Source organism: Streptomyces sp. NBC_00028 (genome assembly GCF_045041065.1).
GTDB lineage: Bacteria > Actinomycetota > Actinomycetes > Streptomycetales > Streptomycetaceae > Streptomyces.
The window spans coordinates 4,049,759-4,076,626 of the sequence record NZ_CP108293.1 but is presented as its reverse complement, the minus strand read 5'-3'; the positions used below and the strand labels follow the sequence as shown (position 1 = coordinate 4,076,626).

21 protein-coding genes are annotated in these 26,868 nt (G+C 72.4%); 17 read left to right on the top strand and 4 right to left on the bottom strand.

Features of this window, described 5'->3' with window-relative positions; genetic code table 11:
• Nucleotides 1-39 precede the first annotated feature (39 nt).
• From OG885_RS17980 to sucD, 6 genes are all read left to right on the top strand, one after another.
• Nucleotides 40-2,571: a DUF5682 family protein gene (locus tag OG885_RS17980; protein ID WP_405732444.1), complete on the top strand. Its 2,532-nt coding sequence runs from the start codon at nucleotides 40-42 to the stop codon at nucleotides 2,569-2,571.
• A gap of 583 nt (nucleotides 2,572-3,154) precedes the next feature.
• On the top strand, nucleotides 3,155-4,318 hold the full coding sequence (locus tag OG885_RS17975) for a VWA domain-containing protein (protein WP_405732441.1): 1,164 nt from the start codon (nucleotides 3,155-3,157) through the stop codon (nucleotides 4,316-4,318).
• Nucleotides 4,319-4,480: 162 nt separating this feature from the next.
• Nucleotides 4,481-5,347 carry a hypothetical protein gene (locus OG885_RS17970; RefSeq protein ID WP_405732438.1) on the top strand — a complete coding sequence of 289 codons (867 nt, stop codon included), beginning with the start codon at nucleotides 4,481-4,483 and terminating at the stop codon, nucleotides 5,345-5,347.
• 168 nt (nucleotides 5,348-5,515) lie between these two features.
• Complete coding sequence (locus OG885_RS17965; protein WP_405732435.1) at nucleotides 5,516-6,940, top strand: hypothetical protein; 1,425 nt, start codon at nucleotides 5,516-5,518, stop codon at nucleotides 6,938-6,940.
• A 434-nt stretch (nucleotides 6,941-7,374) separates the two neighbouring features.
• Complete coding sequence (gene sucC, locus OG885_RS17960) at nucleotides 7,375-8,553, top strand: ADP-forming succinate--CoA ligase subunit beta (RefSeq protein ID WP_399949230.1); 1,179 nt, start codon at nucleotides 7,375-7,377, stop codon at nucleotides 8,551-8,553.
• Nucleotides 8,554-8,574: 21 nt separating this feature from the next.
• The gene (gene sucD, locus OG885_RS17955; RefSeq protein WP_329335605.1) at nucleotides 8,575-9,459 is read left to right on the top strand and encodes a succinate--CoA ligase subunit alpha; all 885 of its coding nucleotides are present in this window, start codon (nucleotides 8,575-8,577) and stop codon (nucleotides 9,457-9,459) included.
• Between the two features lie 186 nt (nucleotides 9,460-9,645).
• Here the strand turns inward: sucD and OG885_RS17950 are convergent, their stop codons facing one another.
• On the bottom strand, nucleotides 9,646-10,752 hold the full coding sequence (locus tag OG885_RS17950) for a helix-turn-helix domain-containing protein (RefSeq protein ID WP_405732432.1): 1,107 nt from the start codon (nucleotides 10,750-10,752) through the stop codon (nucleotides 9,646-9,648).
• A gap of 96 nt (nucleotides 10,753-10,848) precedes the next feature.
• Here OG885_RS17950 and OG885_RS17945 point away from each other — a divergent pair, with 96 nt between their 5' ends.
• The gene (locus OG885_RS17945; RefSeq protein WP_405732429.1) at nucleotides 10,849-12,774 is read left to right on the top strand and encodes a DUF6350 family protein; all 1,926 of its coding nucleotides are present in this window, start codon (nucleotides 10,849-10,851) and stop codon (nucleotides 12,772-12,774) included.
• A gap of 3 nt (nucleotides 12,775-12,777) precedes the next feature.
• Here OG885_RS17945 and OG885_RS17940 read toward each other — a convergent pair whose 3' ends face one another.
• Nucleotides 12,778-13,554 (bottom strand): hypothetical protein, encoded by a 777-nt coding sequence (locus OG885_RS17940; RefSeq protein ID WP_405732426.1) that lies wholly within the window; start codon nucleotides 13,552-13,554, stop codon nucleotides 12,778-12,780.
• Between the two features lie 284 nt (nucleotides 13,555-13,838).
• On the opposite strand from OG885_RS17940, the gene purN reads away from it, so the two are divergent.
• The 3 genes from purN (at nucleotide 13,839) to OG885_RS17925 (ending at nucleotide 17,444) form a co-directional block, all read left to right on the top strand.
• Nucleotides 13,839-14,462, top strand: a complete 624-nt coding sequence (purN, locus tag OG885_RS17935; RefSeq protein ID WP_405732424.1) for a phosphoribosylglycinamide formyltransferase — start codon at nucleotides 13,839-13,841, stop codon at nucleotides 14,460-14,462.
• The gene (gene purH, locus OG885_RS17930; RefSeq protein ID WP_405732422.1) at nucleotides 14,459-16,027 is read left to right on the top strand and encodes a bifunctional phosphoribosylaminoimidazolecarboxamide formyltransferase/IMP cyclohydrolase; all 1,569 of its coding nucleotides are present in this window, start codon (nucleotides 14,459-14,461) and stop codon (nucleotides 16,025-16,027) included. Before purN ends, purH begins: the two co-directional genes overlap by 4 nt.
• 184 nt (nucleotides 16,028-16,211) lie before the next feature.
• Nucleotides 16,212-17,444 carry a hypothetical protein gene (locus OG885_RS17925; protein WP_405732419.1) on the top strand — a complete coding sequence of 411 codons (1,233 nt, stop codon included), beginning with the start codon at nucleotides 16,212-16,214 and terminating at the stop codon, nucleotides 17,442-17,444.
• Between the two features lie 106 nt (nucleotides 17,445-17,550).
• Here OG885_RS17925 and OG885_RS17920 read toward each other — a convergent pair whose 3' ends face one another.
• On the bottom strand, nucleotides 17,551-18,219 hold the full coding sequence (locus tag OG885_RS17920) for a hypothetical protein (RefSeq protein WP_405732416.1): 669 nt from the start codon (nucleotides 18,217-18,219) through the stop codon (nucleotides 17,551-17,553).
• 258 nt (nucleotides 18,220-18,477) lie between these two features.
• Between OG885_RS17920 and OG885_RS17915 the strand changes: the two genes are divergently transcribed.
• The 6 genes from OG885_RS17915 (at nucleotide 18,478) to OG885_RS17890 (ending at nucleotide 24,339) form a co-directional block, all read left to right on the top strand.
• Nucleotides 18,478-19,332, top strand: a complete 855-nt coding sequence (locus OG885_RS17915) for a bifunctional methylenetetrahydrofolate dehydrogenase/methenyltetrahydrofolate cyclohydrolase (protein ID WP_405732413.1) — start codon at nucleotides 18,478-18,480, stop codon at nucleotides 19,330-19,332.
• The gene (locus tag OG885_RS17910; RefSeq protein WP_405732410.1) at nucleotides 19,322-19,789 is read left to right on the top strand and encodes a DUF3017 domain-containing protein; all 468 of its coding nucleotides are present in this window, start codon (nucleotides 19,322-19,324) and stop codon (nucleotides 19,787-19,789) included. Before OG885_RS17915 ends, OG885_RS17910 begins: the two co-directional genes overlap by 11 nt.
• A gap of 220 nt (nucleotides 19,790-20,009) precedes the next feature.
• Complete coding sequence (locus tag OG885_RS17905; protein ID WP_405732407.1) at nucleotides 20,010-20,456, top strand: helix-turn-helix domain-containing protein; 447 nt, start codon at nucleotides 20,010-20,012, stop codon at nucleotides 20,454-20,456.
• Between the two features lie 274 nt (nucleotides 20,457-20,730).
• Nucleotides 20,731-21,942 carry a DUF2690 domain-containing protein gene (locus tag OG885_RS17900; protein WP_405732404.1) on the top strand — a complete coding sequence of 404 codons (1,212 nt, stop codon included), beginning with the start codon at nucleotides 20,731-20,733 and terminating at the stop codon, nucleotides 21,940-21,942.
• Nucleotides 21,943-22,288: 346 nt separating this feature from the next.
• Entirely contained in the window at nucleotides 22,289-23,281 is a 993-nt protein-coding gene (locus OG885_RS17895) for a malate dehydrogenase (RefSeq protein ID WP_405732401.1), read from the top strand.
• 125 nt (nucleotides 23,282-23,406) lie between these two features.
• Nucleotides 23,407-24,339 (top strand): hypothetical protein, encoded by a 933-nt coding sequence (locus OG885_RS17890; RefSeq protein WP_405732398.1) that lies wholly within the window; start codon nucleotides 23,407-23,409, stop codon nucleotides 24,337-24,339.
• Between the two features lie 34 nt (nucleotides 24,340-24,373).
• Here the strand turns inward: OG885_RS17890 and OG885_RS17885 are convergent, their stop codons facing one another.
• Entirely contained in the window at nucleotides 24,374-25,123 is a 750-nt protein-coding gene (locus tag OG885_RS17885; protein ID WP_405732395.1) for a hypothetical protein, read from the bottom strand.
• Between the two features lie 205 nt (nucleotides 25,124-25,328).
• On the opposite strand from OG885_RS17885, the gene OG885_RS17880 reads away from it, so the two are divergent.
• Nucleotides 25,329-26,828 carry an aldehyde dehydrogenase family protein gene (locus OG885_RS17880; protein ID WP_405732392.1) on the top strand — a complete coding sequence of 500 codons (1,500 nt, stop codon included), beginning with the start codon at nucleotides 25,329-25,331 and terminating at the stop codon, nucleotides 26,826-26,828.
• Nucleotides 26,829-26,868: the final 40 nt, after the last annotated feature.

Sequence of the window (26,868 nt, the reverse complement as noted above, 5' to 3'; positions counted from 1 at the left end):
GGGGACAGGGGTCGGCGGTTCCTGAGAGGAGGGGATGGTGTGACCGGGATTGACGGGGGCGGGGGCGGGGGCGAGGGCCGGGTGACCGGGACTGACGGGGGCGAGGGTGAGGGCAGGTTGACCGGTGGGGCGCCGTTGCTGCTCGGCGTACGGCACCACGGGCCCGGGTCGGCACGGGCGGTGCGGGCGGCACTGGACGCGGCCCGGCCGCGGGTCGTGCTCATCGAGGGACCGCCCGAGGCGGACGCCCTGATCCCGCTGGCCGCCGACGCGGACATGCGACCGCCAGTAGCCCTTCTGGCCCACGCCGTGGACGAGCCGGGCCGGTCCGCGTTCTGGCCGCTGGCCGAGTTCTCGCCGGAGTGGGTGGCGATGCGGTGGGCCCTGGAGCATGAGGTCCCGGCCCGGTTCATCGACTTGCCGGCGACGCACTCGCTGGCGTGGGGAAGCGACGAGGCGACTCACGAGACGGACGGGACGGAGACTGCCGAGTCGGTCGACGTTCGGGTCGACCCCCTCGCCGTGCTGGCCGAGACGGCCGGTTACGACGACCCCGAGCGCTGGTGGGAGGACGTCGTCGAGCATCGGAGCGGCGGCCAGGGAGATGCGTTCGGTCCGTTCCTCGCGCTGGAGGAGGCCATGGGGGCGCTGCGCGAGACGTACGGGCACGGGGGTCATGACAAGGACCTCGTGCGGGAGGCGTACATGCGGCTCCAAGTGCGGGCGGCGCAACGCGAGTTCGAGGGCGGCGCGGCCGTCGTGTGCGGGGCGTGGCATGTGCCCGCGCTACGCCAGAAGGCGTCCGTCGCCGCCGACCGGGCGCTGCTGAAGGGGCTGCCGAAGGTCAAGGCGGACATGACGTGGGTGCCGTGGACGCACCGCAGGCTCTCCCGGGTCAGCGGCTACGGGGCGGGCATCGACTCGCCGGGGTGGTACGGGCATCTGTTCACCGCGCAGGACCGGCCGATCGAGCGGTGGATGACCAAGGTGGCGGGACTGCTGCGGGCGGAGGACCGGCTCGTCTCCTCGGCGCATGTCATCGAGGCGGTGCGGCTGGCGGAGACGCTCGCGGCGATGCGCGGGCGCCCGTTGGCCGGGCTGAGCGAGACCACCGACGCCGTGCGGGCGGTGATGTGCGAGGGCTCGGACGTACCGCTGTCGCTGGTCCACGACCGGCTGGTGGTCGGGGACGTGCTCGGCGAGGTGCCCCAGGGGGCGCCCGCGGTGCCGTTGCAGCGGGACCTGGAGCGGGCGCAGCGCCGACTGCGGCTCAAACCGGAGGCGCTGGAGCGGGAGTTGGAGCTCGATCTGCGCAAGGAGACCGACGCCGGACGCAGCAGACTGCTGCACCGGCTGCGGCTTCTCGGCGTGGCGTGGGGCGAGCCCGTGGCGTCGCGGGGGAGCACGGGCACGTTCCGGGAGACATGGCGGCTGCGCTGGGAACCGGAGCTGTCGGTGCGGGTCGCGGAGGCCGGGGTGTGGGGCACGACCGTGCCGACCGCGGCGACGGCCAAGGCGGAGGCGGACGCCGTCGGGGCGCCGAGCCTCGCCGACGTCACCGCCCTCGCGGAACGCTGTCTGCTGGCCGAACTCCCGGACGCGCTCCCGGTGGTGATGCAGGTCCTCGCCGACCGCGCGGCACTCGACGCGGACGTCGGTCATCTCGCCCAGGCCCTGCCGGCCCTGGTCCGCTCCCTGCGCTACGGCGACGTCAGAGGCACCGACACCCACGCCCTCACGGAGGTCGCCGAGGGCCTCGCCGAACGGATATTCGTCGGCCTCCCACCGGCCTGCGCCGCCCTGGACGCGGACGCCGCCGAAGAGATGCGACGCCATGTGGACGCGGTGCATGGGGCGGTGGGGTTGCTGGGGGAGACGGGCGCGGCGGAGACCGCGGCCGATCACGGAGACATGGCCGTGGAGGGAGTGGGGGCCGAGCCGGCGGGCGCGGTTGCAGCGCGGGATGTGGTTGCGGCGCAGGGGGTGGTTTCGGCTCGTGGGTCCGGTGGGCTGCGTGGCCGATGGCACTCCGTGCTGCGGGTGCTGAGCGGGCGGGACAGCGTGCCCGGGGTCGTCCGGGGGCGGGCCGTGCGGTTGTTGCTCGACGACGGGGAGTTGAGGCAGGACGAGGCGGCGCGGCTCATGGGGCTCGTGCTGTCGCCGGGGACGCCACCGGCGGACGCGGCGGCCTGGATCGAGGGTTTCGTCGGAGGGGGCGCCGGGGGCGGGATGCTGCTCGTGCACGACGAGCGGCTGCTCGGCCTGGTCGACGCCTGGCTGACCGGGGTTCCGGCGGACGCCTTCACGGATGTGCTGCCGCTGCTGCGCAGGACCTTCTCGGCCTACGAGGCGGGGGTGCGGCGGACGCTCGGCGAACTGGTCCGGCGGGGACCGGGCGAGCGACGTGGCGGTGTGCCGGGCGGCAGTGCCGGCATCCCCGGTTTCGCGGCCGAGCTCGATGCCGCGCGGGCGGACGCGGCGCTGCCGGTGGTGCGGCTGTTGCTGGGGCTGGACGGCGTTTCTGTTCAGCGGGGCGCTGACGACAACGACCTTGCGGGGGTGGCGAGATGACGACCGACTGGATGAGCGGACCGGGGGAGAACGCCGAGGGGGCGGGCGTGGACGCGGTCGCGGACGGGCAGGGGGCGGAGCTGTCGACGACGAGCGTGCGGGTGATGCCGCTCTGGGCGCGGCCCCTGGGGGAACCGGAGGAGCCGGGCTGGTCCATGGAAGGGCGAGCGGGGGTGGGTTGGAGCGCCCCGAGCGCCACGAACGCCTCGAGCGCCCCGAGCGCCACGCCGCGTGATCCGGCCACGGAGCGACCGGCGACACACCGACTGACGGCCGGCCGAGCGGCGATGGGAGGGGCGGCGACCGGCCGAGCGGCGATGGGAGGGGCGGCGACCGGCCGAGCGGCGACGGGAGGGGCGGCCGCCGGCCGGACGGCGACGGAAGGGCTGGCGATGGTGCCGACGGCGAGTGGTCCGCCGACAACAACGCGGGCCGCGGGCGGTCAGCCGCAGTCCGGGCAGTCGGTATCCGGGCAGTCGGTATCGAGGCAGTCGGCGTCGGGTCGGCCGGTGTCGGGGTGGCCGGCGTACGGGGCGGCAGCCCGGCAGGCTCCGACGGGTCGGTGGCGTAAGGGGGTCGGCGTATGACGGGCGCGGTGATGGACCCGGCGCAGGAGCGGCTGCGGCGGTGGCGGCTGGTGCTCGGTGGGGACGCGGCGGACGGGACCGGGTGCACGCTCTCCGGGCAGGACGCCGCCATGGACGGGGCGCTTGCCGCGCTGTACGGGAAGGGGGACCGGCAGGGGCAGTCGGGGCGGGACCGTTCGGCGGGGCTCGGGGCCTCGGCGCCGGCCGTGGCGCGTTGGCTCGGCGACATCCGGACGTACTTCCCGTCCTCGGTCGTCCAGGTGATGCAGCGCGACGCCATCGACCGACTCGGCCTTGCCACGCTGCTGCTGGAGCGGGAGATGCTGGAGGCGGTGGAGGCCGACGTGCATCTCGTCGGCACGCTGCTCTCGCTCAACAAGGCGATGCCCGAGACGACGAAGGAGACGGCTCGGGCCGTCGTCCGCAAGGTCGTCGAGGATCTGGAGAAGCGGCTTGCCACCCGGACCCGGGCCACCCTCACCGGCGCCCTCGACCGCAGCGCCCGGGTCAGCCGGCCCCGCCACCACGACATCGACTGGAACCGTACGATCGCGGCCAACCTCAAGCACTACCTGCCGGAGTACCGGACGATCGTGCCCGAGCGGCTCATCGGTTACGGGCGGGCCTCGCAGTCGGTGAAGAAGGAGGTCGTCCTCTGCATCGACCAGTCCGGGTCGATGGCGGCGTCGGTCGTCTACGCGTCCGTGTTCGGGGCGGTGCTCGCCTCCATGCGGTCCATCGACACGCGACTCGTCGTCTTCGACACCGCGGTCGTCGACCTCACCGACCAACTGGACGATCCCGTCGACGTCCTCTTCGGCACCCAGCTCGGCGGCGGCACGGACATCAACCGGGCGCTCGCGTACTGCCAGTCGCAGATCACCCGGCCCGCGGAGACGGTCGTCGTGCTGATCAGCGACCTGTACGAGGGCGGCATACGCGACGAGATGCTCAAGCGGGTCGCGGCGATGAAGGCGTCGGGCGTGCAGTTCGTGGCGCTGCTCGCGCTGTCCGACGAGGGGGCGCCGGCCTACGACAGGGAGCACGCCGCCGCGCTCGCCGCGCTGGGCGCACCGGCCTTCGCCTGTACGCCGGACCTGTTCCCGGAGGTCATGGCCGCGGCGATCGAGAAGCGGCCGATTCCGGTGCCGGAAGGGTGATTTGTCGATCCATTGACCACTGACACGGGCCAGCAAAACGGACATGAGTACCCATCGGTAACAGGGGGCTTGCGCAACCTCCGCACTCCCGTGCGAGTATCGACGCCTCTTCTAGCTCGTCACGCGTGATGTGTTCCGCCGTACGGGGAGGACCCGCCCGTCTTGACCTGGTCAGCCGCACTGCCCGGTGCCGCCCTGCGCGTGTTGCGCACGGCGGTGGGGCGGCGTGCGCTGCAAGTGGTCGTGCTGGTGGGCGGGTTGTTCGCGCTCGGGTTCCTCTGCGGGGAGCGGGCGAGTGCGGCGGAGGGTCTGCCTACCGCGACGTCCGTGGTGACGTCCGTGACCTCGGCGACCGCCACGGGCGGTACGTCCGAGGACAAGGTGCTTCGCCCGGTGACCGAACAGGTCGTCGGAGCCGTGGACAGCGTGGACAGCAAGGTCGTACAGCCGGTCGGTGACCTCGTCGAGACGGTCACCGATGGGCTGGCCGAGGTGCCGGAGCGGGTGCCGCCGCTGTCGACGTTGCCGAGCCTGCCGTCCTTCCCGTCCGCGCCCGAGCTGCCGGTGGTGCCGGTGTCGCCGGTGCAGACTTTGCCGGCGCCGGTCGCGGAGACGCCCCGACCGGACGCGCCGGCGCAGGGCTCGACCGACGGACACGGCTCGACCACTGGACACGACTCCGGCAAGGCGGCCAAGGCCGCGACCGCAGCCACGCATACGGCCGTCGGCGACTACGGCCCGCCGTCCGTCGCCGGTTCCCCCGCGACGGGTGCGCCGTCCCGGGCGCACGGGCATCGTGCCGCCGCGTCGGCCGGGTACCTCCCCGTGCGGCAGGCGCCCGTGGGTGACCAGGGCTGGGCGCTGGGCCATCGGCCCGGTATGGACAACGGCTCGCCGCGGCACGGCGACGCCCAGGCCGTGTCCCTGAACGACCGGGCACCGCTGCGGCTTGTGCCGGGCGGCATCGTGCGGGCCGACGCGGACGGCACGCGGGACAGGCACCGGGACATTCCGGTTTCCCCGGCCTAGGCAGGCGCCTCCCCCGCCGCCGACCTGCCGCGCGGGGGCGGACCAGGTCTGCCCGCCGGTCCGGACCGCTTCTCTTCGAAGCGCCGCCGGACATGTCCCCAGCCATCCGAAGCCGGCCCGCACCCCCAGGGCCTTCGGACCTCCAGTTCCCGAGGATCTGACGTACTCATGAACAAGAACATCCGCCGCTCCATCGTCATAGCCGCCGGCGTCACCGGCGCGTGGGCGCTCGGCTCCAGCGTCGCGAGCGCCGACGAACTGCCGGCCTCCTCCCTCTCCGTCTCGGACACGACGACGGACCTGACGAACGGCGTCACCGACACGGTCTCGGACACCCTGACCGGCGTGACCGACACGGTCGACGGCGTCGTCTCCGGCGTGACCTCCACGGTTGCGGACACGCCCACGGACTCCACGACAGAGGCCACCACCACCGCCCGGCAGACGAAGCCCGCCACAGCCGCCGCGACCGTCCCGACCTCCAAGGCGTCGAAGATCAAGGGCGCCGCGGCGATCCAGGGCGCGAAGGCCGCCCGAGCCGCGCAGGCCCAGGCCAAGACAACGGCCGCCGAGGCGGTCAGCACGACTCAGACGACCGCTCAGCCGACCGCGCAGACCACCGCGCAGGCCGCCGCCCGAACCGCCCTCTCCGACGCCGGCGCCCCGCAGGACGAGGTCGACTACCTCTTCGGCCCCCTCATCGCGTTCGCCCCGGAGCTGGAGCGGGCCCTCGCCGGTGCGCAGACCAAGCTCCAGGGCGCCCAGTCGGCGGCGCGCACCCAGGCGCAGGGCGTCGACGGCGTCGTACGGACGAAGGCGCAGCAGGTCGTGGCGGGCGCGGGCCGCACCACGTCGGCCACGACCGTCACCGCGCACACGACACTCACCGGCGCCGAGGGGCGGGTGGCCGACGCACAGCAGCATGCCCTCGGCACCGCCACCGCCCTCCCCACCACCCTCGCTCCCATCGCCGACGAGACGGCAGCCGCAGCCGTCCCGCCCCTGGCCACCACGGCGGTGAACGGCGTCGACCCGGTCGCCACCGCCGCCGTCGCCGGTGTCCGCCAGATCGCGGCCGGTGTCGTTGCAGACGTGCCCCCGTACGCCACCGGTCTCGTCGGGGAGGTCGCCGGGGATGCCACCGGGGCCGTGCTCCCGCCGGTGGTGAACAGCGCCGTGCGCGGGGTGGTGCCCGTCGTGGGGCAGGCCGTGGTCGACGCGGGGGCGCTGGCGTACGGCGTGACGGGGGACGTGCGCGAGACCGTCGGCGAGGTGGCTCCGCTCGCGTACGGCGTGGCCGGGCACGCCACCGATCTGGCCTCCGGCGTCACCGGTGCCGTCCAGCCGGTCGTCGCACTCGTGCAGCCGGTCGTGCAGGGCGTCGGCGGCAGCGCCGAGACCTTCGCGTACGGCGTGACGGGCGACGCGTGGCAGACCCTCGACGCCGTCGCGCCCGTCGTCGAACACACGGTCGACGGCGTGACTCCCGTCGCCGCGAACGCCGTCACCGGTGTCCAGGGCGTCGCCGAGTCGGTCACCCCGGGATACGCCCAGCAGGCCCAGAACTCGTACGGGACGTCGTACGACGTCTGACCCCCGACTCCGCGAGAGCGCACGCTCGGACGGCCGAAAGCCATCGGTTTGTCCGGCGTGGCCCCTCGCGGTCGGAGCCGGGCGGTCCCCATTGGGGTGGGGATCAGCGGCTCTGTGCCCCTAAGGGGCTGTTCAGGGGCCTCACCGGGTCAACCCCAGCCCGGTGAGGCCCTTTCGCCTGTGTTCCGAAGGCCTCACTTCCGGCACGCCGTGCCAGTGAGGGCGGCATCATGTGACAGGTATCACCGCTCAGGTGTGACCCTCGATTTAGGGGCCCTCCGCAACCAGCGATAACCTGCGAGACGGACATGCCGCGCGCTCGGACACCGTGTGCGCCTCCCTTGTGACACAGACAGTGGTCGGACGTCACGTTGCCCTCGCGGCACGCCCACGCAGACAACGAACCGCGAGATCACTGATAGGGACGGAAGCGCGTGGACCTGTTCGAGTACCAGGCGAGGGACCTCTTCGCCAAGCACGATGTACCGGTGCTGGCCGGTGAAGTCATCGACACGCCTGAGGCGGCCCGCGCAGCCACTGAGCGTCTCGGTGGCAAGTCCGTAGTCAAGGCCCAGGTGAAGGTCGGCGGCCGTGGCAAGGCCGGTGGCGTGAAGCTCGCCGCCACCGCCGACGAGGCGGTCGAGCACGCGACCAACATCCTCGGCATGGACATCAAGGGCCACACGGTCCACAAGGTGATGATCGCCGAGACGGCCCCGGAGATCGTGGAGGAGTACTACGTCTCCTACCTCCTGGACCGTGCCAACCGCACCTTCCTCTCCATCGCGTCCGTCGAGGGCGGCATGGAGATCGAGGAGGTGGCGGAGACCCGCCCCGAGGCCGTCGCCAAGACGCCGATCGACGCCAACGTCGGTGTGACCCCCGAGGTCGCCCGCCAGATCGTCGAGGCCGCGAACTTCCCGGCCGAGGTCGCCGACAAGGTCGAGAACGTCCTGGTCACCCTCTGGAAGACCTTCATCGAGGAGGACGCCCTCCTCGTCGAGGTCAACCCGCTGGCCAAGGTCGCCTCCGGTGACGTCATCGCCCTGGACGGCAAGGTCTCCCTCGACGAGAACGCCGAGTTCCGTCAGCCGGAGCACGAGGCCCTCCAGGACAAGGACGCGGCCAACCCGCTCGAGGCCGCCGCCAAGGAGAAGAACCTCAACTACGTCAAGCTCGACGGCGAGGTCGGCATCATCGGTAACGGTGCCGGTCTGGTCATGTCGACGCTGGACGTCGTCGCGTACGCCGGTGAGAACCACGGTGGCGTGAAGCCGGCCAACTTCCTCGACATCGGCGGTGGCGCCTCCGCCGCCGTCATGGCGAACGGCCTGGAGATCATCCTCGGCGACCCCGACGTCAAGTCGGTCTTCGTCAACGTCTTCGGTGGCATCACCGCCTGTGACGAGGTCGCCAACGGCATCGTCCAGGCGCTTCAGCTGCTCGCCGACAAGGGCGAGGAAGTCACCAAGCCGCTGGTCGTCCGGCTGGACGGCAACAACGCCGAGCTGGGTCGCAAGATCCTCTCCGACGCCAACCACCCGCTGGTCCAGCGCGTGGACACCATGGACGGCGCGGCCGACAAGGCCGCCGAGCTCGCGGCTGCGAAGTAAGGGAAGAGGGACAGAACAGCCATGGCTATCTTCCTGAACAAGGACAGCAAGGTCATCGTCCAGGGCATGACCGGCTCCACGGGCATGAAGCACACCAAGCTCATGCTCGCCGACGGCACGAACATCGTCGGTGGCGTGAACCCGCGCAAGGCGGGCACAACCGTGGACGTCGACGGCACCGAGATCCCGGTCTTCGGCACCGTCGCCGAGGCGATCGAGAAGACGGGCGCCAACGTGTCCGTCCTCTTCGTGCCGCCGGCCTTCGCCAAGGCCGCCGTGGTCGAGGCGATCGACGCCGAGATCCCCCTCGCCGTCGTCATCACCGAGGGCATCGCGGTCCACGACTCGGCGGCGTTCTACGCCTACGCCGTGTCGAAGGGCAACAAGACCCGCATCATCGGCCCGAACTGCCCCGGTCTCATCACCCCGGGCCAGTCCAACGCCGGCATCATCCCGGGCGACATCACGAAGCCGGGCCGCATCGGCCTGGTCTCGAAGTCCGGCACGCTGACGTACCAGATGATGTACGAGCTCCGTGACATCGGCTTCTCGTCGGCCGTCGGCATCGGTGGCGACCCGGTCATCGGTACGACGCACATCGACGCGCTCGCCGCGTTCGAGGCCGACCCCGACACCGACCTGATCGTGATGATCGGTGAGATCGGTGGCGACGCCGAGGAGCGCGCGGCCGCGTTCATCGCGGAGAACGTGAAGAAGCCGGTCGTCGGCTACGTCGCGGGCTTCACGGCTCCCGAGGGCAAGACCATGGGCCACGCCGGCGCCATCGTCTCCGGCTCCTCCGGTACGGCCGCCGCGAAGAAGGAGGCCCTTGAGGCCGCGGGCGTGAAGGTGGGCAAGACGCCCACCGAGACCGCCAAGCTGGCGCGCGAGATCCTCGCCGGCTGAACAGCGCCCTAGCTGAGCGTTGGTGGCCCGTTCCCCGGGGTGGGGGCGGGCCACCGGCGTTTCGCTCACCCGCGCCGGCGGGGTGCCGCTGCGCCCACCCGTGCCGCCCCAGCGGCACGACTGCCCGCAGCCAAGCGAGTTCAGGGGCGCGGGGAACTGCGCGATCAACCCCCACCGGGCCCGCGCCTAACGACTCAGCGGTTGCACCCTCTCCGGACCGCTCGTCAGTCCGCCCCGCAGCTTCTCCCGCAACTCCACCTCCGCCTCCGACAACGGCCCCTGCGCCACCCTCTCCGGCACCCCCTGGATCTCCGCCCCCGGCGCGATCGGCGGTTCGTAGTGCGTGGGTGCCGTCCGGACCGTCAGTGCCGTCGTGCCGATCAGTGCCACCGTGAACGCGATCGCCGCCCGGGTCCAGAACCGGGCCCGGCGTTCGCTCCCCGTCCGCACCACCGGCGGCCTCGCCGCACGCAAGCGCTCCGTGGAGGCGAGTCCGGTCAGCCGGCGGTGCAGCTCGGCGGGGTCGGAGAGCTCCGGCAGACGCGCGGCGATCGCCTCGCGCGCGTTCATCAGCCGCCCGGCCGCCGCCGGCGTGCTCGCCTCCGTCTCCGCCGCCGTCTCCGGCAGGTCGAGGCCGACACCGTCGTACAGCACGAGCGTGCGCCGCTGGGGTGTCGGCAGACGCAGGAGTACGGCCATCAGGGCGCGGTCGGAGGGGTCCGGGGGCGGGGCCTCCGGGTGGCGGTAGCGGGGGCGGAAGCGGTGCCAGGGGGAGAGGGCGTACTCGTACGCCGTGGCCCGCACCCAGCCCGCCGGGTCACGGTCGACCGCCACCTCTGGCCAGCGCTGCCAGGCCAGCTGGAACGCCCGCTCGACCGACTCACGGGCCAGCTCGCGCCGCCCGGTGAGCAGATAGGCCTGCCGGACGAGGGCGGGGGCGCAGAACGCGTAGAGCGCGTCGAAGGCCTGAGCAGGGGTCAGGGGAGGCGCCGGTGGAGCCGGTTCGGCGACCGGTTCCTGAGGCTCCGGTTCCGTCACCTCCGGCGCACTCTCCTGAGGTTCCGTCACCTCGGGCTGCTGGGGCTCTTCTTCTTCCACCAAGGTGCTCAGCAGCCTCGCGTAGACCTCCCGCTTGCGTCCGCGGGGCTTCGTACGGCCGGACTCCCACGCGCGGACCGTCTCCCGGGTGACCCCCACCCGTTCGGCGACCTGAGCCTGCGTCAGGGACCCGGCCTCGCGCAGGCGTCGGCGTTCCTTGGGCGAGGGGAGCGGGGTTGGAGGGCTCTGCGTCACAGGGCGCCCCTTCGTACGAAAAAGTACATAGTCGTATATTGAGCGACACGGCAAGAGTTCGCCTGTTACGACGGGAAAGCGCGTGTCGTTGGGACCATGGCGGTCGTGATCCAGATGACCCTTCGCCGAACGCCTCTGTCGTCCCTGCTCGCCCGGTGGCGCGACCGTTCGCCCGGACTGGCCGCGGGCCTGCTCGGCGGGGCGCTCGCGGCGGGGCTCGGACTCGGCTCGCTCGCCGTGCTGGTGATGGTGCTGTGGATCAGCTCGCCGTATCCGGACAGTGGGCCGGGGGGCGCGCTGCATGTCGCGGCGGGACTGTGGCTGCTCGCGCACGGCGCGGAACTGGTCCGCACGGACACGCTGTCCGGGGTCCCGGCACCGGTCGGCGTCACCCCGTTGCTGCTGCTGATCCTGCCGGTGTGGCTGGTGCACCGGGCGGCGCGCGACGCGGTCGCCGACGACGAGGATCTTGCCGCCGTCTCGGGACGGACGGCGTTCACGGGTGTCGTCCTCGGCTATCTGACCGTCGGCACCGGGGCCGCGCTGTACGCGGCGAGCGGCGAGCTGCGGCCGTCATGGGCGTGGACCGGGGTGTGCGTTCCGCTCGTGGTGGTGACAGCGGCGGGCGCGGGCGTCTGGACGGCGTACGGCCGCCCGCGCGGCCCTGTCGACAGCGCGCTGCTCCTGTTGCCGGCGTCGGTCCGCCGGCTCGTCCTCGGCCCGGACGCCCGCCAGCGGCTCGGGGTGGCGGCGCGGGCGGCGGGGGCCGGGGTCGCCCTGCTCGTCGGTGGCGGTGCGCTGCTGCTGGCGTCGTCGTTGGTGTGGCACGGCGGGGAGGCGCGGGCCTCCTTCCTCCAGTTGACGGAGGGCTGGTCGGGCCGGTTCGCCGTGCTGCTGCTGTGTGCGGCGCTCGTGCCGAACGCGGCCGTCTGGGCGGTGTCGTACGCCGTCGGGCCCGGGTTCGCGCTGGGCGCGGGGCATGTCGTGGGCCCGCTCTCCTCCGCACCGGCTCCGCTCCTGCCGCCGTTCCCACTGCTGGCGGCGGTGCCGGAGACGGGGCCGGGGACGTGGCTCAACTGGGCGGCGGGGACGGTGCCGTTGGTGGCCGGGGTGACGGTGGGGTGGTTCGTGGCGGGGGCGGCGAGCGGTTCCGTGGTCCCGGGCGGTGTCGACACGCGGCGCGGGGGAGCCGGAACGGTGGGCGGCCGTCAGGAGAAGAGAGCGCGTGCGGCGGCCGGTGGAGCAAGGGTGGACCAGGGCGCCGATCCCTGGTCGGGAGGGCGGACGGCCGGTACCGCCGGGCTCGCCGCCGCGCTCTGCGCGGTCGCGGTCGCGGTGCTCGCCGCGCTCGCGGGCGGACCACTCGGTGTGGCCGCGCTGGCCTGGTTCGGACCGGTCTGGTGGCTGACCGGAACGGCGACACTGCTGTGGACCGCGACGACGGCGATCCCCACGGCACTGGGATTGCGGGCCTGGCGGTGCCGGGAGCGCGGGACACGGCGAGCGCGCGGGACACGGCGGACGCGGCCGGCCAAGGCAGCCGCGTCGAGGGGAGAAGTACCGGGGTCGCGGGGACAGGCGTCCGAGGCTGGGGCGCGGGAGCCAATGGGCTTTGCGGGCGCTGTGGGCTCCGCGGGCGCCCCGGGGTCTGCGGGCGCTCCAGGCTCTATGGGCTCTTCGGGCTCCCCGGGCTCCGCGACGGCCACACGGGCCACCTGGGCCGTAGGGGCTGAGGCGGGGCCGGAGGCGACGGCGAGGGTGGCGAGGCGCTGGTTCGGGCGTCGAAAGCGTGTCGGTCGGCCCGCGACCCCCGGCAGCCATGTCCCCCAGGCGTCTGTCTCAGGGGCGCCCGCCGCCCAGGCGCCGCTCCAGCAGACGTCTGTCCCAGAGACCTCCATCGACTTTCTGCCCGCCGCCCCCCACCGGCCCGCGCCGGGGCGCGACCAGAGTGCCTGGCACGACGACGACGCCTCCCGTGAGGCCCGCTGGGCGGCGCTCAGGGAGGCGTCGGATACGGAGTGAGGGTCAGCCGGTGCCCAGGATTCCGCGCAGTTCCTTGGGCAGCAGGTCGCTGCAGGAGTCCTTGGCCTGGTTGGTGAGCGCGTCGCTGGTGCAGGTGTAGTAGTCGCTGTAGACGAGCTGGGCCGTGAAGCCGGCGCCGACCAGGACGATCGCCAGGGACGCGGTGACCAGGCCGCTGATCGCCGCCGTGGTCTGGGGGCGGGAGCCCGAGGTGTCCGGCGCGGGGGTGTCGGGGTCGGCGGCGCGGGGCTTGTTGCGCAGGGCGCTGACCCCCCAGTACAGGGAGAGCGCGCCGAGCAGCAGGGCGACGTACGGCCAGCTGAACAGGGCGAAGAAGAACGCCCACATACCGCTCAGGAGCGAGTAGCGCGCCCGGCGCTGGGTGGGGTCGGTGGGGTCCCAGCGCATGCCCGTGCCGGGACCGCCGCCGGAGCCGCCGCCCTCGGGGCCCGAGCCGCCGGGGCGGTCGCCGAAGCCGCCGCCGGAGGAGCGGCCGGGCTGACGGTCGCTCCACTGGCTGCCCCACGGCGAGTCGGAGCCGTCACCGCCACCGGAGGAGTCGTCGCCCGAAGGGCGGCGCGGCTGCCAGGGGCGGTCCGGGGTGCCCTCGGGCGGCGGGGCGAAGGGGTTGTCGTCCTCGGCCGGCTTCTCGGCCGGCTTCTGGTCCGACGGGGCGTCGGGAGGCGAGGCGGGGCGCTCCCGCAGCAGCACGCCGCGGCGCTCCCCTCCCTGCGCCGACTGCGGGGGGAGCGTGAGGAGTCGCAGGCTGCGGTCCGGCATCAAGTGAGCGTCTTCCCCTAGGTGATACGGCTGATACGGCTGTCTGAGGTGAGCCTTCGCTTCGGAAACGCACCGCACGACGACCACGTTCCCGAGTCGGGCCCTCCCAGACGCTACCTTCCGGCCACGCCCCCGTCCCGTGGGGGCCGTCAGGAGTGCCGGTATCGTTGCTGGCGTTCGGCCGCTTCGTAGACTTCCCCGTATCCCGGGGCGCGAAGCATTCGTACGAACGTACAGAGTGAACCGAACGTACAGAGTGAACGTTCCCCGAGAAAGGGCCCCTCGTGGCTAAGCGCCTCGTCGTGCTGGTCTCCGGCTCCGGCACCAACCTCCAGGCGCTCCTCGACGCCGTCGCGGCGAGCGGCACCGAGGCCTACGGCGCCGAGATCGTGGCCGTAGGAGCCGATCGCGAGGGCATCGAGGGGCTCGCCCGGGCCGAGCGGGCCGGTGTCCCCACCTTCGTGTGCAAGGTCAAGGAGTACGGGACCCGCGAGGAGTGGGACGCCGCGCTCGCCGAGGCCGTCGCCGCGTACGAGCCCGACCTGGTCGTCTCCGCGGGGTTCATGAAGATCGTGGGCAAGGAGTTCCTCGCGCGCTTCGGCGGGCGGTTCGTGAACACGCACCCGGCCCTGCTGCCCAGTTTTCCCGGCGCCCACGGCGTCCGTGACGCGCTCGCGTACGGCGCCCGGGTCACCGGCTGCACCGTCCACTTCGTCGACGACGGCGTCGACACCGGCCCGATCATCGCCCAGGGCGTGGTCGAGGTCCGGGACGAGGACTACGAGGACGAAGGTGTCGCTCTGCACGAGCGCATCAAGGAAGTCGAGCGCAAGCTGCTCGTCGAGGTCGTGGGGCGGCTCGCCCGCAACGGCTATCGCATTGAGGGACGAAAGGTAGTTATCCAGTGACCGCCGAGAGCAACGCCAAGCGGGCCATTCGCCGTGCACTTGTCAGCGTCTACGACAAGACCGGTCTCGAGGAGCTCGCCCGTGGGCTGCACGAGGCCGGCGTGGAGCTCGTCTCCACCGGGTCCACCGCCGGCCGTATCGCCGCCGTCGGCGTCCCGGTCACCAAGGTCGAGGAGCTGACCGGCTTCCCCGAGTGCCTGGACGGCCGCGTCAAGACGCTGCACCCGCGCGTGCACGCCGGCATCCTCGCCGACCTGCGCCTGGAGGACCACCAGCGGCAGCTGGCCGAGCTGGGCGTCGAGCCGTTCGACCTCGTCGTCGTCAACCTGTACCCGTTCCGTGAGACCGTCGCGTCCGGCGCCTCGCCCGACGAGTGCGTCGAGCAGATCGACATCGGCGGCCCCTCGATGGTCCGCGCCGCGGCGAAGAACCACCCGTCGGTCGCGGTCGTCACCAGCCCCGCGCGGTACGCCGACGTCCTGAGCGCCGTCCAGAACGGCGGGTTCGACCTCGTCACCCGCAAGCGGCTCGCCGCCGAGGCCTTCCAGCACACGGCGTCGTACGACGTCGCCGTCGCCTCCTGGTTCGCGTCCTCCTACGCGCCCGTGGACGAGTCGCAGTTCCCCGACTTCCTCGGCGCCACCTGGGAGCGCGAGAACACCCTCCGCTACGGCGAGAACCCGCACCAGCCCGCCGCCCTGTACGTGGACGCCTCCGGTGCCGGTCTTGCCAAGGCCGAGCAGCTGCACGGCAAGGAGATGTCGTACAACAACTACACGGACACGGACGCCGCCCGCCGTGCCGCGTACGACCACGACGAGCCGGCCGTCGCGATCATCAAGCACGCCAACCCGTGCGGTATCGCGGTCGGCGCGGACGTCGCCGAGGCGCACCGCAAGGCGCACGCGTGCGACCCGCTGTCGGCGTTCGGCGGCGTGATCGCCGTCAACCGTCCGGTCAGCAAGGAGATGGCCGAGCAGGTCGCGGAGATCTTCACCGAGGTCATCGTCGCGCCGGACTACGAGGAGGGGGCCCTGGAGGCCCTCGCCAAGAAGAAGAACATCCGGGTGCTGAAGGCCGAGGGCGCCCCCGCCAACCCGGTCGAGGTCAAGCCGGTCGACGGCGGTGTGCTCCTCCAGGTCACCGACCGTCTCCAGGCGGACGGCGACGACCCGGCCAACTGGACGCTGGCGACGGGCGAGGCGCTGTCCCCGGCCGAGCTCGCCGAGCTGGCCTTCGCCTGGAAGGCCTGCCGCGCGGTGAAGTCCAACGCGATCCTCCTCGCCAAGGACGGCGCCTCGGTCGGCGTCGGCATGGGCCAGGTCAACCGCGTCGACTCCGCGAAGCTGGCCGTCGAGCGGGCGGGCGCCGAGCGTGCGCAGGGGGCGTACGCGGCCTCCGACGCGTTCTTCCCCTTCCCGGACGGCCTGGAGATCCTCGTCGAGGCCGGCGTCAAGGCCGTGGTCCAGCCGGGCGGCTCGGTCCGTGACGAGCTGGTCGTCGAGGCCGCGAAGAAGGCGGGCGTGACGATGTACTTCACCGGGACGCGGCACTTCTTCCACTGAGCCGCACGCAGGTGACGAGGGCCCGTCGGTCGTGACCGGCGGGCCCTTCGGCATGCCGTCGCGGACGCTCGGCGTAGCGCCCGGGTTGTACGCGTATCAGCTGATTGCCCGCGCCCCGTAGTTGCGCTTTCATCCCCGCAGAGCCCCGGCACCGGACCGGGGCACCTGCCTTCTGGGGGAACAGATGGCCAGAACCGAGCGCGGTACGGGACGGCGCAGGGCGTTACGCGCGGCGGGCGGTGGCGTCCTCGTCGCGCTGCTGACCGCCGCATCCTTGCCTACGGCCGACGCGGCACCGGCTCCCGCGTCCGCGACCCTGCGGATCAGCGTCGCCGCCGACGGCACCGAGGCGAACGGCCCCTCGGGTCAGCCGGTCGTCAGCGCCGACGGCCATGTCGTCGCCTTCACCTCGTACGCCACCAACCTCGTGCCCGGCGACCCCGACGACGACGCCGACCTCTTCGTCCGCGACCTGCGCACCGGCACCCTGCGCCGGGTGGCGGCCGACGGCGACATCTCCTTCCCGGCGCTCAGCGCCGACGGCCGCTATGTCGCGTACGGCACCCAGAGCGGCGCCGAATCGGCCGTGTACGTACGGGACTTGAGGACGGGCCGGACGGAACGCGCCGACGTGGGCCTGGGCCCGGAGCACACCGGCGGACAGACCCCCGCGCTCTCCGCGGACGGCCGAACTGTGGCGTTCGCCGCCTACGGGACGCGGCCCACGGACCCGACCGCCCTCTACGTCCGCGACCTGCGGGCCCATCGCACCGAGCGGATCAGCCCCGACGCCGGGCCGGGTCACAGCTTCCGGGCCCCGTCCCTGAGCGCCGACGGTCGCGAGGTCGCCTACCAGGACATCGTCGGCACCCCGCCGCGCGGCGACTGGTCCGACCTCTACGTCCACGACCGCCGCACCGGCCGTACCGTCCAGGCCGACACCCCCTACGACGGCGGCCCCGCCGACAAGGCCGCCACCGGTCCGCTGCTCAGCGCCGACGGCTCCACCCTCGCCTTCACCTCCGGCGCCTCCGACCTGGTCCCGGGCCCCGACCCGAACAGCAGCTTCAACCCCTTCGTCCGTGATCTGCGCACCGGCACTCTCACCCGGGTCGACGCGGTGTTGCCGGGGCCCGAGGGCGTCCTGTCCGCGGACGCCCTGTCGGCCGACGGAACGAAGCTGCTGCTCGACGTCCGGCCGATCCTCACCACCGAGGACGCGGGGTACGTGCGCGACCTGCGCACCGGTACGGACGTCCTGGTCACCCCGGACCGGGACGGTGGGCCCGCCGGCGCCGTGGACGCGCGGATGGACGCCCGCGCGCGGACCGTCGTCTTCTCGGGCTTCGACAGCGAGCGGTTCGTGCCGGACGACGGCAACGGCGTGCAGGACGTGTTCGTGCGCCGGGTGCGCTGAGCCCGGCGTCAGCGGATCGCCCCGGCCGGCGCGGGGCCGACGCACCAGGGCCGTGTCCCCTCGTACGAGAAGGACACGGCCCTTGGACCGGAGGGGCGTCGGCGGTTCAGTACCGCGGACGCGCGAACCAGGCGGTACCGCTCGGCACCACCGGGGCGGCGGTGATGATGGAGCCGAACACCACCCACAGCAGCGGCAGGATGACCGCGGAGGCCATGCCCGTGTCGAGGCCGATGAAGAGGCCGATCAGACCGACGATCGTGCCGAGCGCGCCGTAGATGACCGTGGTGATGCGGACGCCCTGGCCGCCGCGGCCGAACTTGACGCCCAGCGTGATGGACAGCGCCGCCAGCGCGAGCAGGAAGAGCGCGATGCCCGTGATGATCCCGGCCGCCGCGTCACCGATGTCGCCGATCCCGCTGAACGGGTCGTCGGAGGACGAGCTCAGGGAGTCCGCGGAGTCCGAGACGTCGTTCACGAACGCGGCGACGTACAGGTAGATCAGGCCGGCGATGATCTGCACCGCCGAGATGATGTACAGGAAGACACGGGCCGTCACCAGCAGGCCCGGCATCGACTGCGGGACCATGTTGGCGCCCGGGTAGCCGGGGTACGCCGGTGCCTGCGGATAGGCGCCGTAGGGCTGCTGGGGAGCGCCGTAGGGCTGCTGCGGCGGGATGCCGGGCGGGGCCTGCTGGGGGTAGCCGTAACCGGGAGCGGCCGGCGGCTGCTGGGGCGGGGGCCCGTAGGGGTTGTTCGGATCGCCGAAACTCATGGCGGTGTTCCTCCGTTTGCCGAATGTGCGGGGACGACGAGCGGCACGGTCGGAGGAAGGTTCTACAGATGCGGTTCGTCCCCCCGGTACAGCCCGCGGCACTGTGCCGACAATCGTTCTTCAGTGGCTGGTTCGTTGTCCAGCCGCATTCCATATGTGTTGTGCAAGTGCAACAGAAGCGATCATGGTCGGATACGGCGGACATCCCCCGGGGACCCGGATTGGAACCGGGGCCCGGTCATCCGCGAGGATGGGGGCATGACCGCCCAGATTCTCGATGGCAAGGCCACCGCAGCCGCGATCAAGTCCGATCTGACCGCCCGCGTGGCGGCGCTGAAGGAGAAGGGCGTCACGCCCGGCCTCGGCACGATCCTCGTCGGGACCGACCCCGGCAGCCAGAAGTACGTAGCCGGCAAGCACCGCGACTGCGCCCAGGTCGGTATCGCCTCCATCCAGCGCGAACTGCCGGAGACGGCCACGCAGGAGGAGATCGAGGCGGTGGTGCGCGAGCTGAACGAGGACCCCGCCTGCACGGGGTACATCGTCCAACTCCCGCTTCCCAAGGGCATCGACGAGAACCGCATCCTGGAGCTGATGGACCCGGACAAGGACGCCGACGGTCTGCACCCGATGAACCTCGGCCGCCTCGTCCTGAACGAGCCGGCCCCGCTGCCCTGCACGCCCAACGGCGTCCTCACCCTGCTGCGCCAGTACGGCGTGGAGATCAAGGGCGCGGAGGTCGTGGTCGTCGGCCGCGGTGTCACCATCGGCCGCCCGATGCCGCTGCTGCTCACCCGGCGCAGCGAGAACGCGACCGTCACCCAGTGCCACACCGGCACCCGTGATCTCTCGTCCCACCTCAAGCGCGCGGACATCATCGTCGCCGCCGCCGGCTCGGCCCACCTGATCCGCCCCGAGGACGTGAAGCCGGGCGCCGCCGTCCTCGACGTCGGTGTCTCGCGCAGCGCCGAGGGCAAGATCGTGGGCGACGTCCACCCCGGTGTCGCCGAGGTGGCCGGGTGGATCTCCCCGAACCCCGGTGGTGTCGGCCCGATGACCCGGGCCCAGCTGCTGGTCAACGTGGTCGAGGCGGCGGAGCGCAGTGTCGGCTGACCGCGAGGAGAACGACATCGAGGTCCGGGACCCGATCAGCGCGCCCGACGCCGAGGGGAGGCCACGCCGCGTCACCCGCCGCTTCCCGCTGTTCACCAGGGACACCGCGCGCCCCGAGGGCGGCGGCCGGGCCGCGCCGCGGGACGCCCCGGCGCCCGCCCGGCAGTGGCCGATCCTCGCCGTGCTGGCCACGGTCGCGGTCGGTCTGCTGGTGATCGCGACCGACCAGTTCCGCGTCGGCTCGCTGCTCATCGGCGCCGGACTGCTGGCCGGCGGAGCGCTGCGCTGGCTGCTGCCGGACGTCGGCATGCTCGCGGTCCGCTCCCGGTTCACCGACATCGTCACGTACGGCGTGCTGGGCGCCGTGATCGCCCTGCTGGCGATGATGGCCCAGCCGAGCCCGTGGCTGGTCATCCCGTTCCTGAAGGACGCGCTGCACTTCACGGTCAGCAGCTGACCCGGTGGCCCCATGACGGCGGCCCGTCCTCTCCCCCGAGGAAGGACGGGCCGCCGTCCGCGTCAAGCCTGGTGCACGGCGAAGGCCCTGTTCAACGGCTGTCAGCGCGCTGTGCCGCGGAAGTGACCGTTCCGCTACGGTGTCCGGGCCCTGTCACAGCGGCCGGGGCGGGCGGAACCGATCACCGGCCGGGTGTCGTCCGACACCGTGGAGGTGGGTGATGGGCGCCTGGCAGTCGCTGCCGGAGGAGCTGCCGCCGGAGGTGCGGCACTTCGTGGAGCAGCTGCGGCGGCTGAAGGACACGACGGGCCTCAGCCTGGCCGCGCTAGGCGCGCGCACCGCGTACAGCAAGTCCTCGTGGCACCGCTATCTCAACGCCGGCCAGCCGCCGCCCCGGCAGGCGGTGCTGGCGCTGAGCAGGATCGCCGGTGAGGACCCCGCGCGGATGAGCGTCCGCTGGGAACTCGCCATCCAGGCCTGGCCCCGCCCGGCCAACCTGCCCGAACGCCCCGCCGGGGCCGAGGAGTACGAGGACGATCCCACGCTGCCCTGGTGGGAGGAGCCGCCGTCCGCGCCGCGCGGTCCGCACCGGATGCTGCTGGCCGCCGTACTCCTGCTGCTCGGGCTGGTCCTCGTCACGGTCGTCGGCGCCGTGGTGCTTGGGTGAGCCTCGTACCCGAGGGGCGCGCGTTACGGGCGATGTGCACCCCATGTGTCGATGTATTGACAAGTTCGCGCATGTGCAACGAATCCGTTCGACAACAGGGCTAGCGTGACCGATCGGGACGGTCCGGGGCGTCCCCGATGCACCAGTGCGCCCCCACCCCGGGAACTGAGATCCTGGTCGGGCGCATCCCTTTGGGTAGCCAGACGGGGAAACGCAGCAACAGCCAGCACGACCGGGGGGAAAGAGGGGGGAAGCAATGCCTCGTTGGAGGGCCTTGCCGGATGAACTGGATCCGCAGGTCAGGGAGTTCGCCAGCCAGTTGCGGCGGCTCGTGGACCGCAGCGGACTGAGCATCGCGGCGGTGGCCGACCGCACGGGCTACAGCAAGACGTCCTGGGAGCGTTATCTCAACGGCAGACTGCTCGCGCCCAAGGGCGCGATCGTGGCGCTGGCCGAGGTCACCGGCACCAATCCCATTCACCTGACCACGATGTGGGAACTCGCCGAGCGCGCCTGGAGCCGCTCGGAGATGCGCCACGACATGACCATGGAGGCCATCCGTATCTCCCAGGCGCGCGCCGCGCTCGGGGAGTTCGGGGCGCCGCCGGCCAACGCCAAGGGCGGCAAGACCGCCCGCAAGAGCGGCAGCGCCACGGCGACGCCGGGTGTGGCCGGTCCCGCGGGCGTGGCACCGACGGTGCCGCCGCAGCCGGCGTCGCCGGATGTGCGGGACGCCCAGGTGTCGCAGGCCGCGCAGTCCGCACCGGGCTCGCGGGGCGAGTCGGCGCAGGGGAGCCGGGAGAGCGGCGTCAACTCCTGGGGCCTCGCCGGCTACTCCGGGCCTTCCCCGACGGGCGGACGCGCCCCCGACGGACCGGCCTGGTCGCCGACCGCGCAGACGCCGTACGGCGAGCCCGCGCAGAGCCCGCGCCCGGCCGGCGGGTCCGGCACCGGCGCACCCGGCCCGGCCCGGCCCGGTTCCGGCGTGCCCCGGGGCAAGCGGCGGCTGACGATGTTCCTCGCGGGCGTCGTCGGCGTGCTCGTCGTCATAGCCGCGGCCTACTTCCTCACCGACGGCGGCGGCGACAAGAAGAACGAGGGCGGCAAGGCCTCGCCCAGCCCGACCGCCTCCACTCCGGCGAACCTCCCGGCCGGGGTCAAGTGCAGCGGTGACTCCTGCACGGGCAAGGACGCGGAGAGCATGGGGTGCAGCGGCGACCTGGTGACCACCGCCAAGACCGCCACCGTCGGCACCACCGTCGTGGAGGTCCGCTACAGCAAGACGTGCGGTGCCGCCTGGGGTCGTATCACGCAGGCCGTGCAGGGGGACGCGGTCGCGGTGACCGTCGGCAAGAGCAAGCAGACCGGCTCGATCACCGCGGCCGGGGACACGATCGCGTACACGCCCATGGTGGCGGTGAAGGACGCGGGCGAGGCGAAGGCCTGCGTGACGCTGGCGGCGGGGACGAAGGGGTGCACTCCGTAGCCGTCCGCGGCTGAGAGGAAAGAATTTCCGGGCCGCAGGCATGGCCGGACGAATCGTGGGCACGCGAACCGTACCCCCACGGGAGTCCGGCCAGGTCGGTACCCCCCATACGGCGGCCGTCTCGTCCCACCTCTCCCGGACGGGCGGCCGTCGCTCTCTGCGCGGGGCGCATTTCCGGTCGGCTTCGCGGCTTTGTGTGCTGGGCCACAGGGACCCGGCCATCCGAGATCCCGGATGCGCGATAGCCTGACCGGTGGATCTCTTGATGCCAAGAGATCGATCATTTGTACGTCCCGCACCCCGGGGGCAGGGACGCCCCACCGACAGCTGTCATACGGAGAACGCCATGACCCGCACTCCCGTGAACGTCACCGTCACCGGCGCGGCCGGCCAGATCGGTTACGCCCTGCTCTTCCGCATCGCCTCCGGCCAGCTGCTCGGCGCGGACGTGCCGGTCCGCCTGCGCCTGCTGGAGATCACCCCGGCGCTCAAGGCCGCCGAGGGCACCGCGATGGAGCTGGACGACTGCGCGTTCCCGCTTCTGCAGGGCATTGACATCACGGACGACCCGAACGTCGCCTTCGACGGCACCAACGTCGCCCTCCTCGTCGGCGCCCGCCCGCGCACCAAGGGCATGGAGCGCGGTGACCTCCTGGAGGCCAACGGCGGCATCTTCAAGCCGCAGGGCAAGGCCATCAACGACAACGCCGCGGACGACATCAAGGTCCTCGTCGTCGGCAACCCGGCCAACACCAACGCCCTGATCGCCCAGGCCGCCGCCCCGGACGTACCGGCCGAGCGCTTCACCGCGATGACCCGCCTCGACCACAACCGCGCGCTGACCCAGCTCGCGAAGAAGACGGGCACCACGGTCGCCGACATCAAGCGCCTGACCATCTGGGGCAACCACTCCGCCACCCAGTACCCGGACATCTTCCAGGCGTCCGTCGCGGGCAAGCCGGCCATCGAGGCCATCGGCGGCGACGAGAAGTGGCTGGCCGAGGACTTCATCCCGACCGTCGCCAAGCGTGGCGCCGCGATCATCGAGGCGCGCGGTGCCTCGTCGGCGGCCTCCGCCGCGAACGCCGCCATCGACCACGTGCACACCTGGGTCAACGGCACCGCCGAGGGCGACTGGACCTCCATGGGCATCCCGTCGGACGGCTCCTACGGCGTCCCGGAGGGCCTGATCTCCTCCTTCCCGGTCACCACCAAGGACGGCGTCTACGAGATCGTCCAGGGCCTGGACATCAACGAGTTCTCCCGCACCCGCATCGACGCGTCCGTCGCCGAGCTGGCGGAGGAGCGCGAGGCGGTTCGCGCGCTCGGCCTCATCTGAGCCACGCGCTTCGCGTAACAAGCCTGCACGGGCCCTGTTCCGGTTTCTTCCGGGGCGGGGCCCGCGCCCGTTTTCACCGCTACCGTCAAGAACGTTACCCGCCAAGGTGATTCGGGGGGTTCGCGATGAACAGCGGATGGCACGGGAACGGTTACAGCTCGGGTTCCGGCGAGCACGAGCCCAGCGAGGACAGCGGCCAGGCGGCCTGGGGAGCACAGGGGCAGAACGGTGGTGGCGCGCTGCCGCCGTGGGCGTCGGCGGAGACGCAGACGTCGTACACCCCGCCGTGGGCCACGCCTCCGCCGCAACCGCACGCGCCCCCGCCCCAGCCGTACGTCCCGCCGCCCCAGCCATATGTCCCGCCTCCGCCGCCACCGCCTCCCGGCGGCCCGCGCCGTCTGCTGGTGGTCCTCACCGTGATGGCCGTGCTGGGCTCGGGAGCCGGGGCCGGTGTCTGGTTCCTGACCCGCGACGGCTCGGTGGGTGCCGGTGCCACCCCGGGACCGAGCGTGGTCGTCACGACGTCCGCGTCGACGCCGTCGCCTCCGGAGTCCACCCCCTCGGTGACGACGTTCGAGTCGCCTCCGGCATCACCCGGCCCCGCAGCCGGTTACCGCCTCGCCGAGGACCCGGTCGGCTACACGATCGTCGTCCCCGAGGGCTGGACCCGCAGACAGAAGCAGGGTGAGAAGGCCGCGGTGGTCTTCTACGACGCCCCGGACGACGGCCGTCAGCTGCAGATCTTCCGGCTGGCCGAGGACAGCCCCGGCGAGTCGCTGCGTCAGGCCGAGAACGACCCCGGCTTCGGTTTCGCCCGCCAGCCCGGCTACCAGGCCCTCGAACGGGACGAGGACACCACCTGGTCCGAGCTCACCTACCGCTACGACGACGAGGACAAGGGCGCCCGTCAGGTGATCGACCACCGTTTCGAGGCGGCCGACGGCACTCTCTACGCGATCCGGGCGAGCGGCCCCGAGGACCTGTCTCCCGCGCAGGTCCGCGAACCGCTCGCCATGGCGCTGAGCTCGTTCTGCCCCACGGGACAGGAGTGCGCGTAGGCACCCGGGTACGCCGGGATCGCCATGTGGTCCGTCACGCGTTCTCCAACTCCTGCTGGAGCTTGCCCACGTCCACCGACTCGTCGGCGGAGGGTGTGGCCGTCGGTACCGGCTTGTCGTAGTCCGTGAAGGTCAGGGTCAGGTCGGTGCCGCCGCCACGCTGGGTGGCCTTCACCAGCCGGTGCGGGGTGTCCGAAGTGACGTACAGGACCGCCCGCTTGCCGTCCTCCACGCCCTTGAGCGGGATCACTTTCGTCCCGTCCACGGTCGTCTCGGTGCCCTTCTTCAGGGTCGACGCCTTGTCGTCGCCCGCGACCTCCTTCTGGAAGGAGGTCAGATCGCAGGTGTCGGCCATGCCCTTGAGCATGGCGTCCTTCGTGGAGCCGTGGATGTAGCGGTCCTTGAACAGCTCGGCCACCGCGTCGCCCTCGCCGCCGGGCACCTGTGCCTTCCAGAAGTCGGCGTCCGGCTTCATCCACACCTCGGCGCCCTGCTTGACGATGTCCACGCTGCCGCCGTGCGAGCCCATCGTCATGGAGCCCACGCAGTTGCCGTGCTGGTCGAGGGCGAGGTCCATCGAGGTGGGCCGGGTGGTGCTTGTCCGGGTGTCGGTACTGCGATCGGTCAGCTTGAGATGGACGGACTTCGCGTCGAGGAGGTGGTCCTTCGCCTGGTCGGCGAGTTGCCGCGCGGTCAGGTCGTCGCCGTCGTCGCCGTCCGCGGCGATGAGGACCGGCGAGAGGAGTAGAACCGCCGTCGCGCATATCAGCGCCTTGCCTGCCATGCGCCACCTCCGTGATCGGCGCCACACTGCGGAGCATCTCTCAGCGTACGATTTGCCCCATTTACCCGCACGTTCGGTGACGCGGGGCACTTTCGGGCACCGATTGCGCATGCAACGCGGGGGTGGGGGCAGGTGCTGACGGTCCCGCTGAGTGACACCCGTGTGACTCAGGGGAACCGAACGGGAACGGAAGGCGACAGCGAGCATGGCAAGGCAGCACGAACAACGGACGATCCATGTCGACGGAACATGGCGGGACGCGGTCTCCGGTGCCACCCGCGAGATCCTCGACCCTGCGGACGCCCGGCCCTTCGCCGTCGTCGCCGAGGGGGACGAGAAGGACACCGACCTCGCCGTGGCCGCCGCCCGGCAGGCGTTCGACCACGGTGACTGGCCGCGCACCCCGGTCGCCGAGCGCGCCGCCCTGCTCTACCGCGTCGCCGACCTCCTCATGCGCGACCGCGAACGGCTCGGCCTGCTGGAGAGCCGCGACGCGGGCAAGACCCTCGAAGAGGGCCGTGTCGACATCGACTGTGTCGCCGACGCCTTCCGCTACTTCGCCGGGCTCGTCGCCGCCGAGGCCTCCGGCCGGGTCGTCGACGCGGGCTCGCCCGACGTCCACAGTGTCGTCGTGCACGAGCCGGTGGGGGTCTGCGCCCTCGTCACCCCGTGGAACTACCCGCTCCTCCAGGCCAGTTGGAAGATCGCCCCGGCGCTCGCCGCGGGGAACACCTTCGTCGTCAAGCCCAGCGAGATCACTCCGCTGACGACCGTCGCGCTGATCGAACTGCTCGTGGAGGCCGGTCTCCCGGCCGGGGTCGCCAACATCGTCACCGGCCCCGGCGCCTCGGTCGGCGCCCGGCTCGCCGAGCACCCCGACGTGGACCTCGTCTCCTTCACCGGCGGCCTGCTCAGCGGCACCAAGGTGGCCCAGGCCGCCGCGCCCTCGGTCAAGAAGGTCGCCCTGGAACTCGGCGGCAAGAACCCCAACGTCGTCTTCGCCGACGCCTGCGCCACCGAGGAGGGCTTCGACACCGCCGTCGACCAGGCCCTCAACGCGGCCTTCATCCACAGCGGCCAGGTCTGCTCGGCGGGCGCCCGCCTCATCGTCGAGGAGTCCGTCCGCGAACGCTTCGTCGCCGAACTCGCCGACCGGGCGGGCCGGATCAGGCTGGGCCGCGGCACCGACGACGGCGTCGAGTGCGGACCCCTCGTCTCCGAGCAGCAGCGGGCCAAGGTCGAGGCGTACGTCGCCTCGGCGCTCGCGGAGGGCGCGGTGCTGCGCACGGGCGGCAAGCGGCCCGAGAGCCTGGACGCCGGGTACTTCTATGAGCCGACCGTCCTCGACGCCTGCCACCGCGAGATGAAGGTCGTACGCGAGGAGGTCTTCGGCCCGGTCCTCACCGTCGAGACCTTCCGTACGGAGGACGAGGCGGTGTTCCTCGCCAACGACACCGAGTACGGCCTCGCCGGCGGCGTCTGGACCGCCGACGCCGGACGCGCCCGCCGGGTCGCCGGCCGGCTGCGCCACGGCACCGTCTGGATCAACGACTTCCACCCCTATCTCCCGCAGGCGGAGTGGGGCGGCTTCGGCAAGAGCGGCGTCGGCCGTGAGCTGGGCCCCGCCGGGCTGGCCGAGTACCGCGAGACCAAGCACATCTACCAGAACCTCGCGCCCAAGCCCGTCCGCTGGTTCGCCGGCTGAACGGCCCGAGCCCGTCGGCTGGTTCGCCACTGAACGGCCC

Excerpts from the sequence above, each read along its gene's own strand:
- OG885_RS17965 (WP_405732435.1), top strand. The coding sequence starts at position 5,516 with ATGAACAAGAACATCCGCCGCTCCATCGTCATAGCCGCCGGCGTCACC.
- OG885_RS17880 (WP_405732392.1), top strand. The coding sequence starts at position 25,329 with ATGGCAAGGCAGCACGAACAACGGACGATCCATGTCGACGGAACATGG.
- sucD (WP_329335605.1), top strand. The coding sequence starts at position 8,575 with ATGGCTATCTTCCTGAACAAGGACAGCAAGGTCATCGTCCAGGGCATG.
- OG885_RS17915 (WP_405732413.1), top strand. The coding sequence starts at position 18,478 with ATGACCGCCCAGATTCTCGATGGCAAGGCCACCGCAGCCGCGATCAAG.
- OG885_RS17975 (WP_405732441.1), top strand. The coding sequence starts at position 3,155 with ATGACGGGCGCGGTGATGGACCCGGCGCAGGAGCGGCTGCGGCGGTGG.
- OG885_RS17895 (WP_405732401.1), top strand. The coding sequence starts at position 22,289 with ATGACCCGCACTCCCGTGAACGTCACCGTCACCGGCGCGGCCGGCCAG.
- OG885_RS17885 (WP_405732395.1), bottom strand. The coding sequence starts at position 25,123 with ATGGCAGGCAAGGCGCTGATATGCGCGACGGCGGTTCTACTCCTCTCG.
- OG885_RS17925 (WP_405732419.1), top strand. The coding sequence starts at position 16,212 with ATGGCCAGAACCGAGCGCGGTACGGGACGGCGCAGGGCGTTACGCGCG.
- OG885_RS17890 (WP_405732398.1), top strand. The coding sequence starts at position 23,407 with ATGAACAGCGGATGGCACGGGAACGGTTACAGCTCGGGTTCCGGCGAG.
- OG885_RS17905 (WP_405732407.1), top strand. The coding sequence starts at position 20,010 with ATGGGCGCCTGGCAGTCGCTGCCGGAGGAGCTGCCGCCGGAGGTGCGG.
- OG885_RS17945 (WP_405732429.1), top strand. The coding sequence starts at position 10,849 with ATGGCGGTCGTGATCCAGATGACCCTTCGCCGAACGCCTCTGTCGTCC.
- OG885_RS17940 (WP_405732426.1), bottom strand. The coding sequence starts at position 13,554 with ATGCCGGACCGCAGCCTGCGACTCCTCACGCTCCCCCCGCAGTCGGCG.
- OG885_RS17920 (WP_405732416.1), bottom strand. The coding sequence starts at position 18,219 with ATGAGTTTCGGCGATCCGAACAACCCCTACGGGCCCCCGCCCCAGCAG.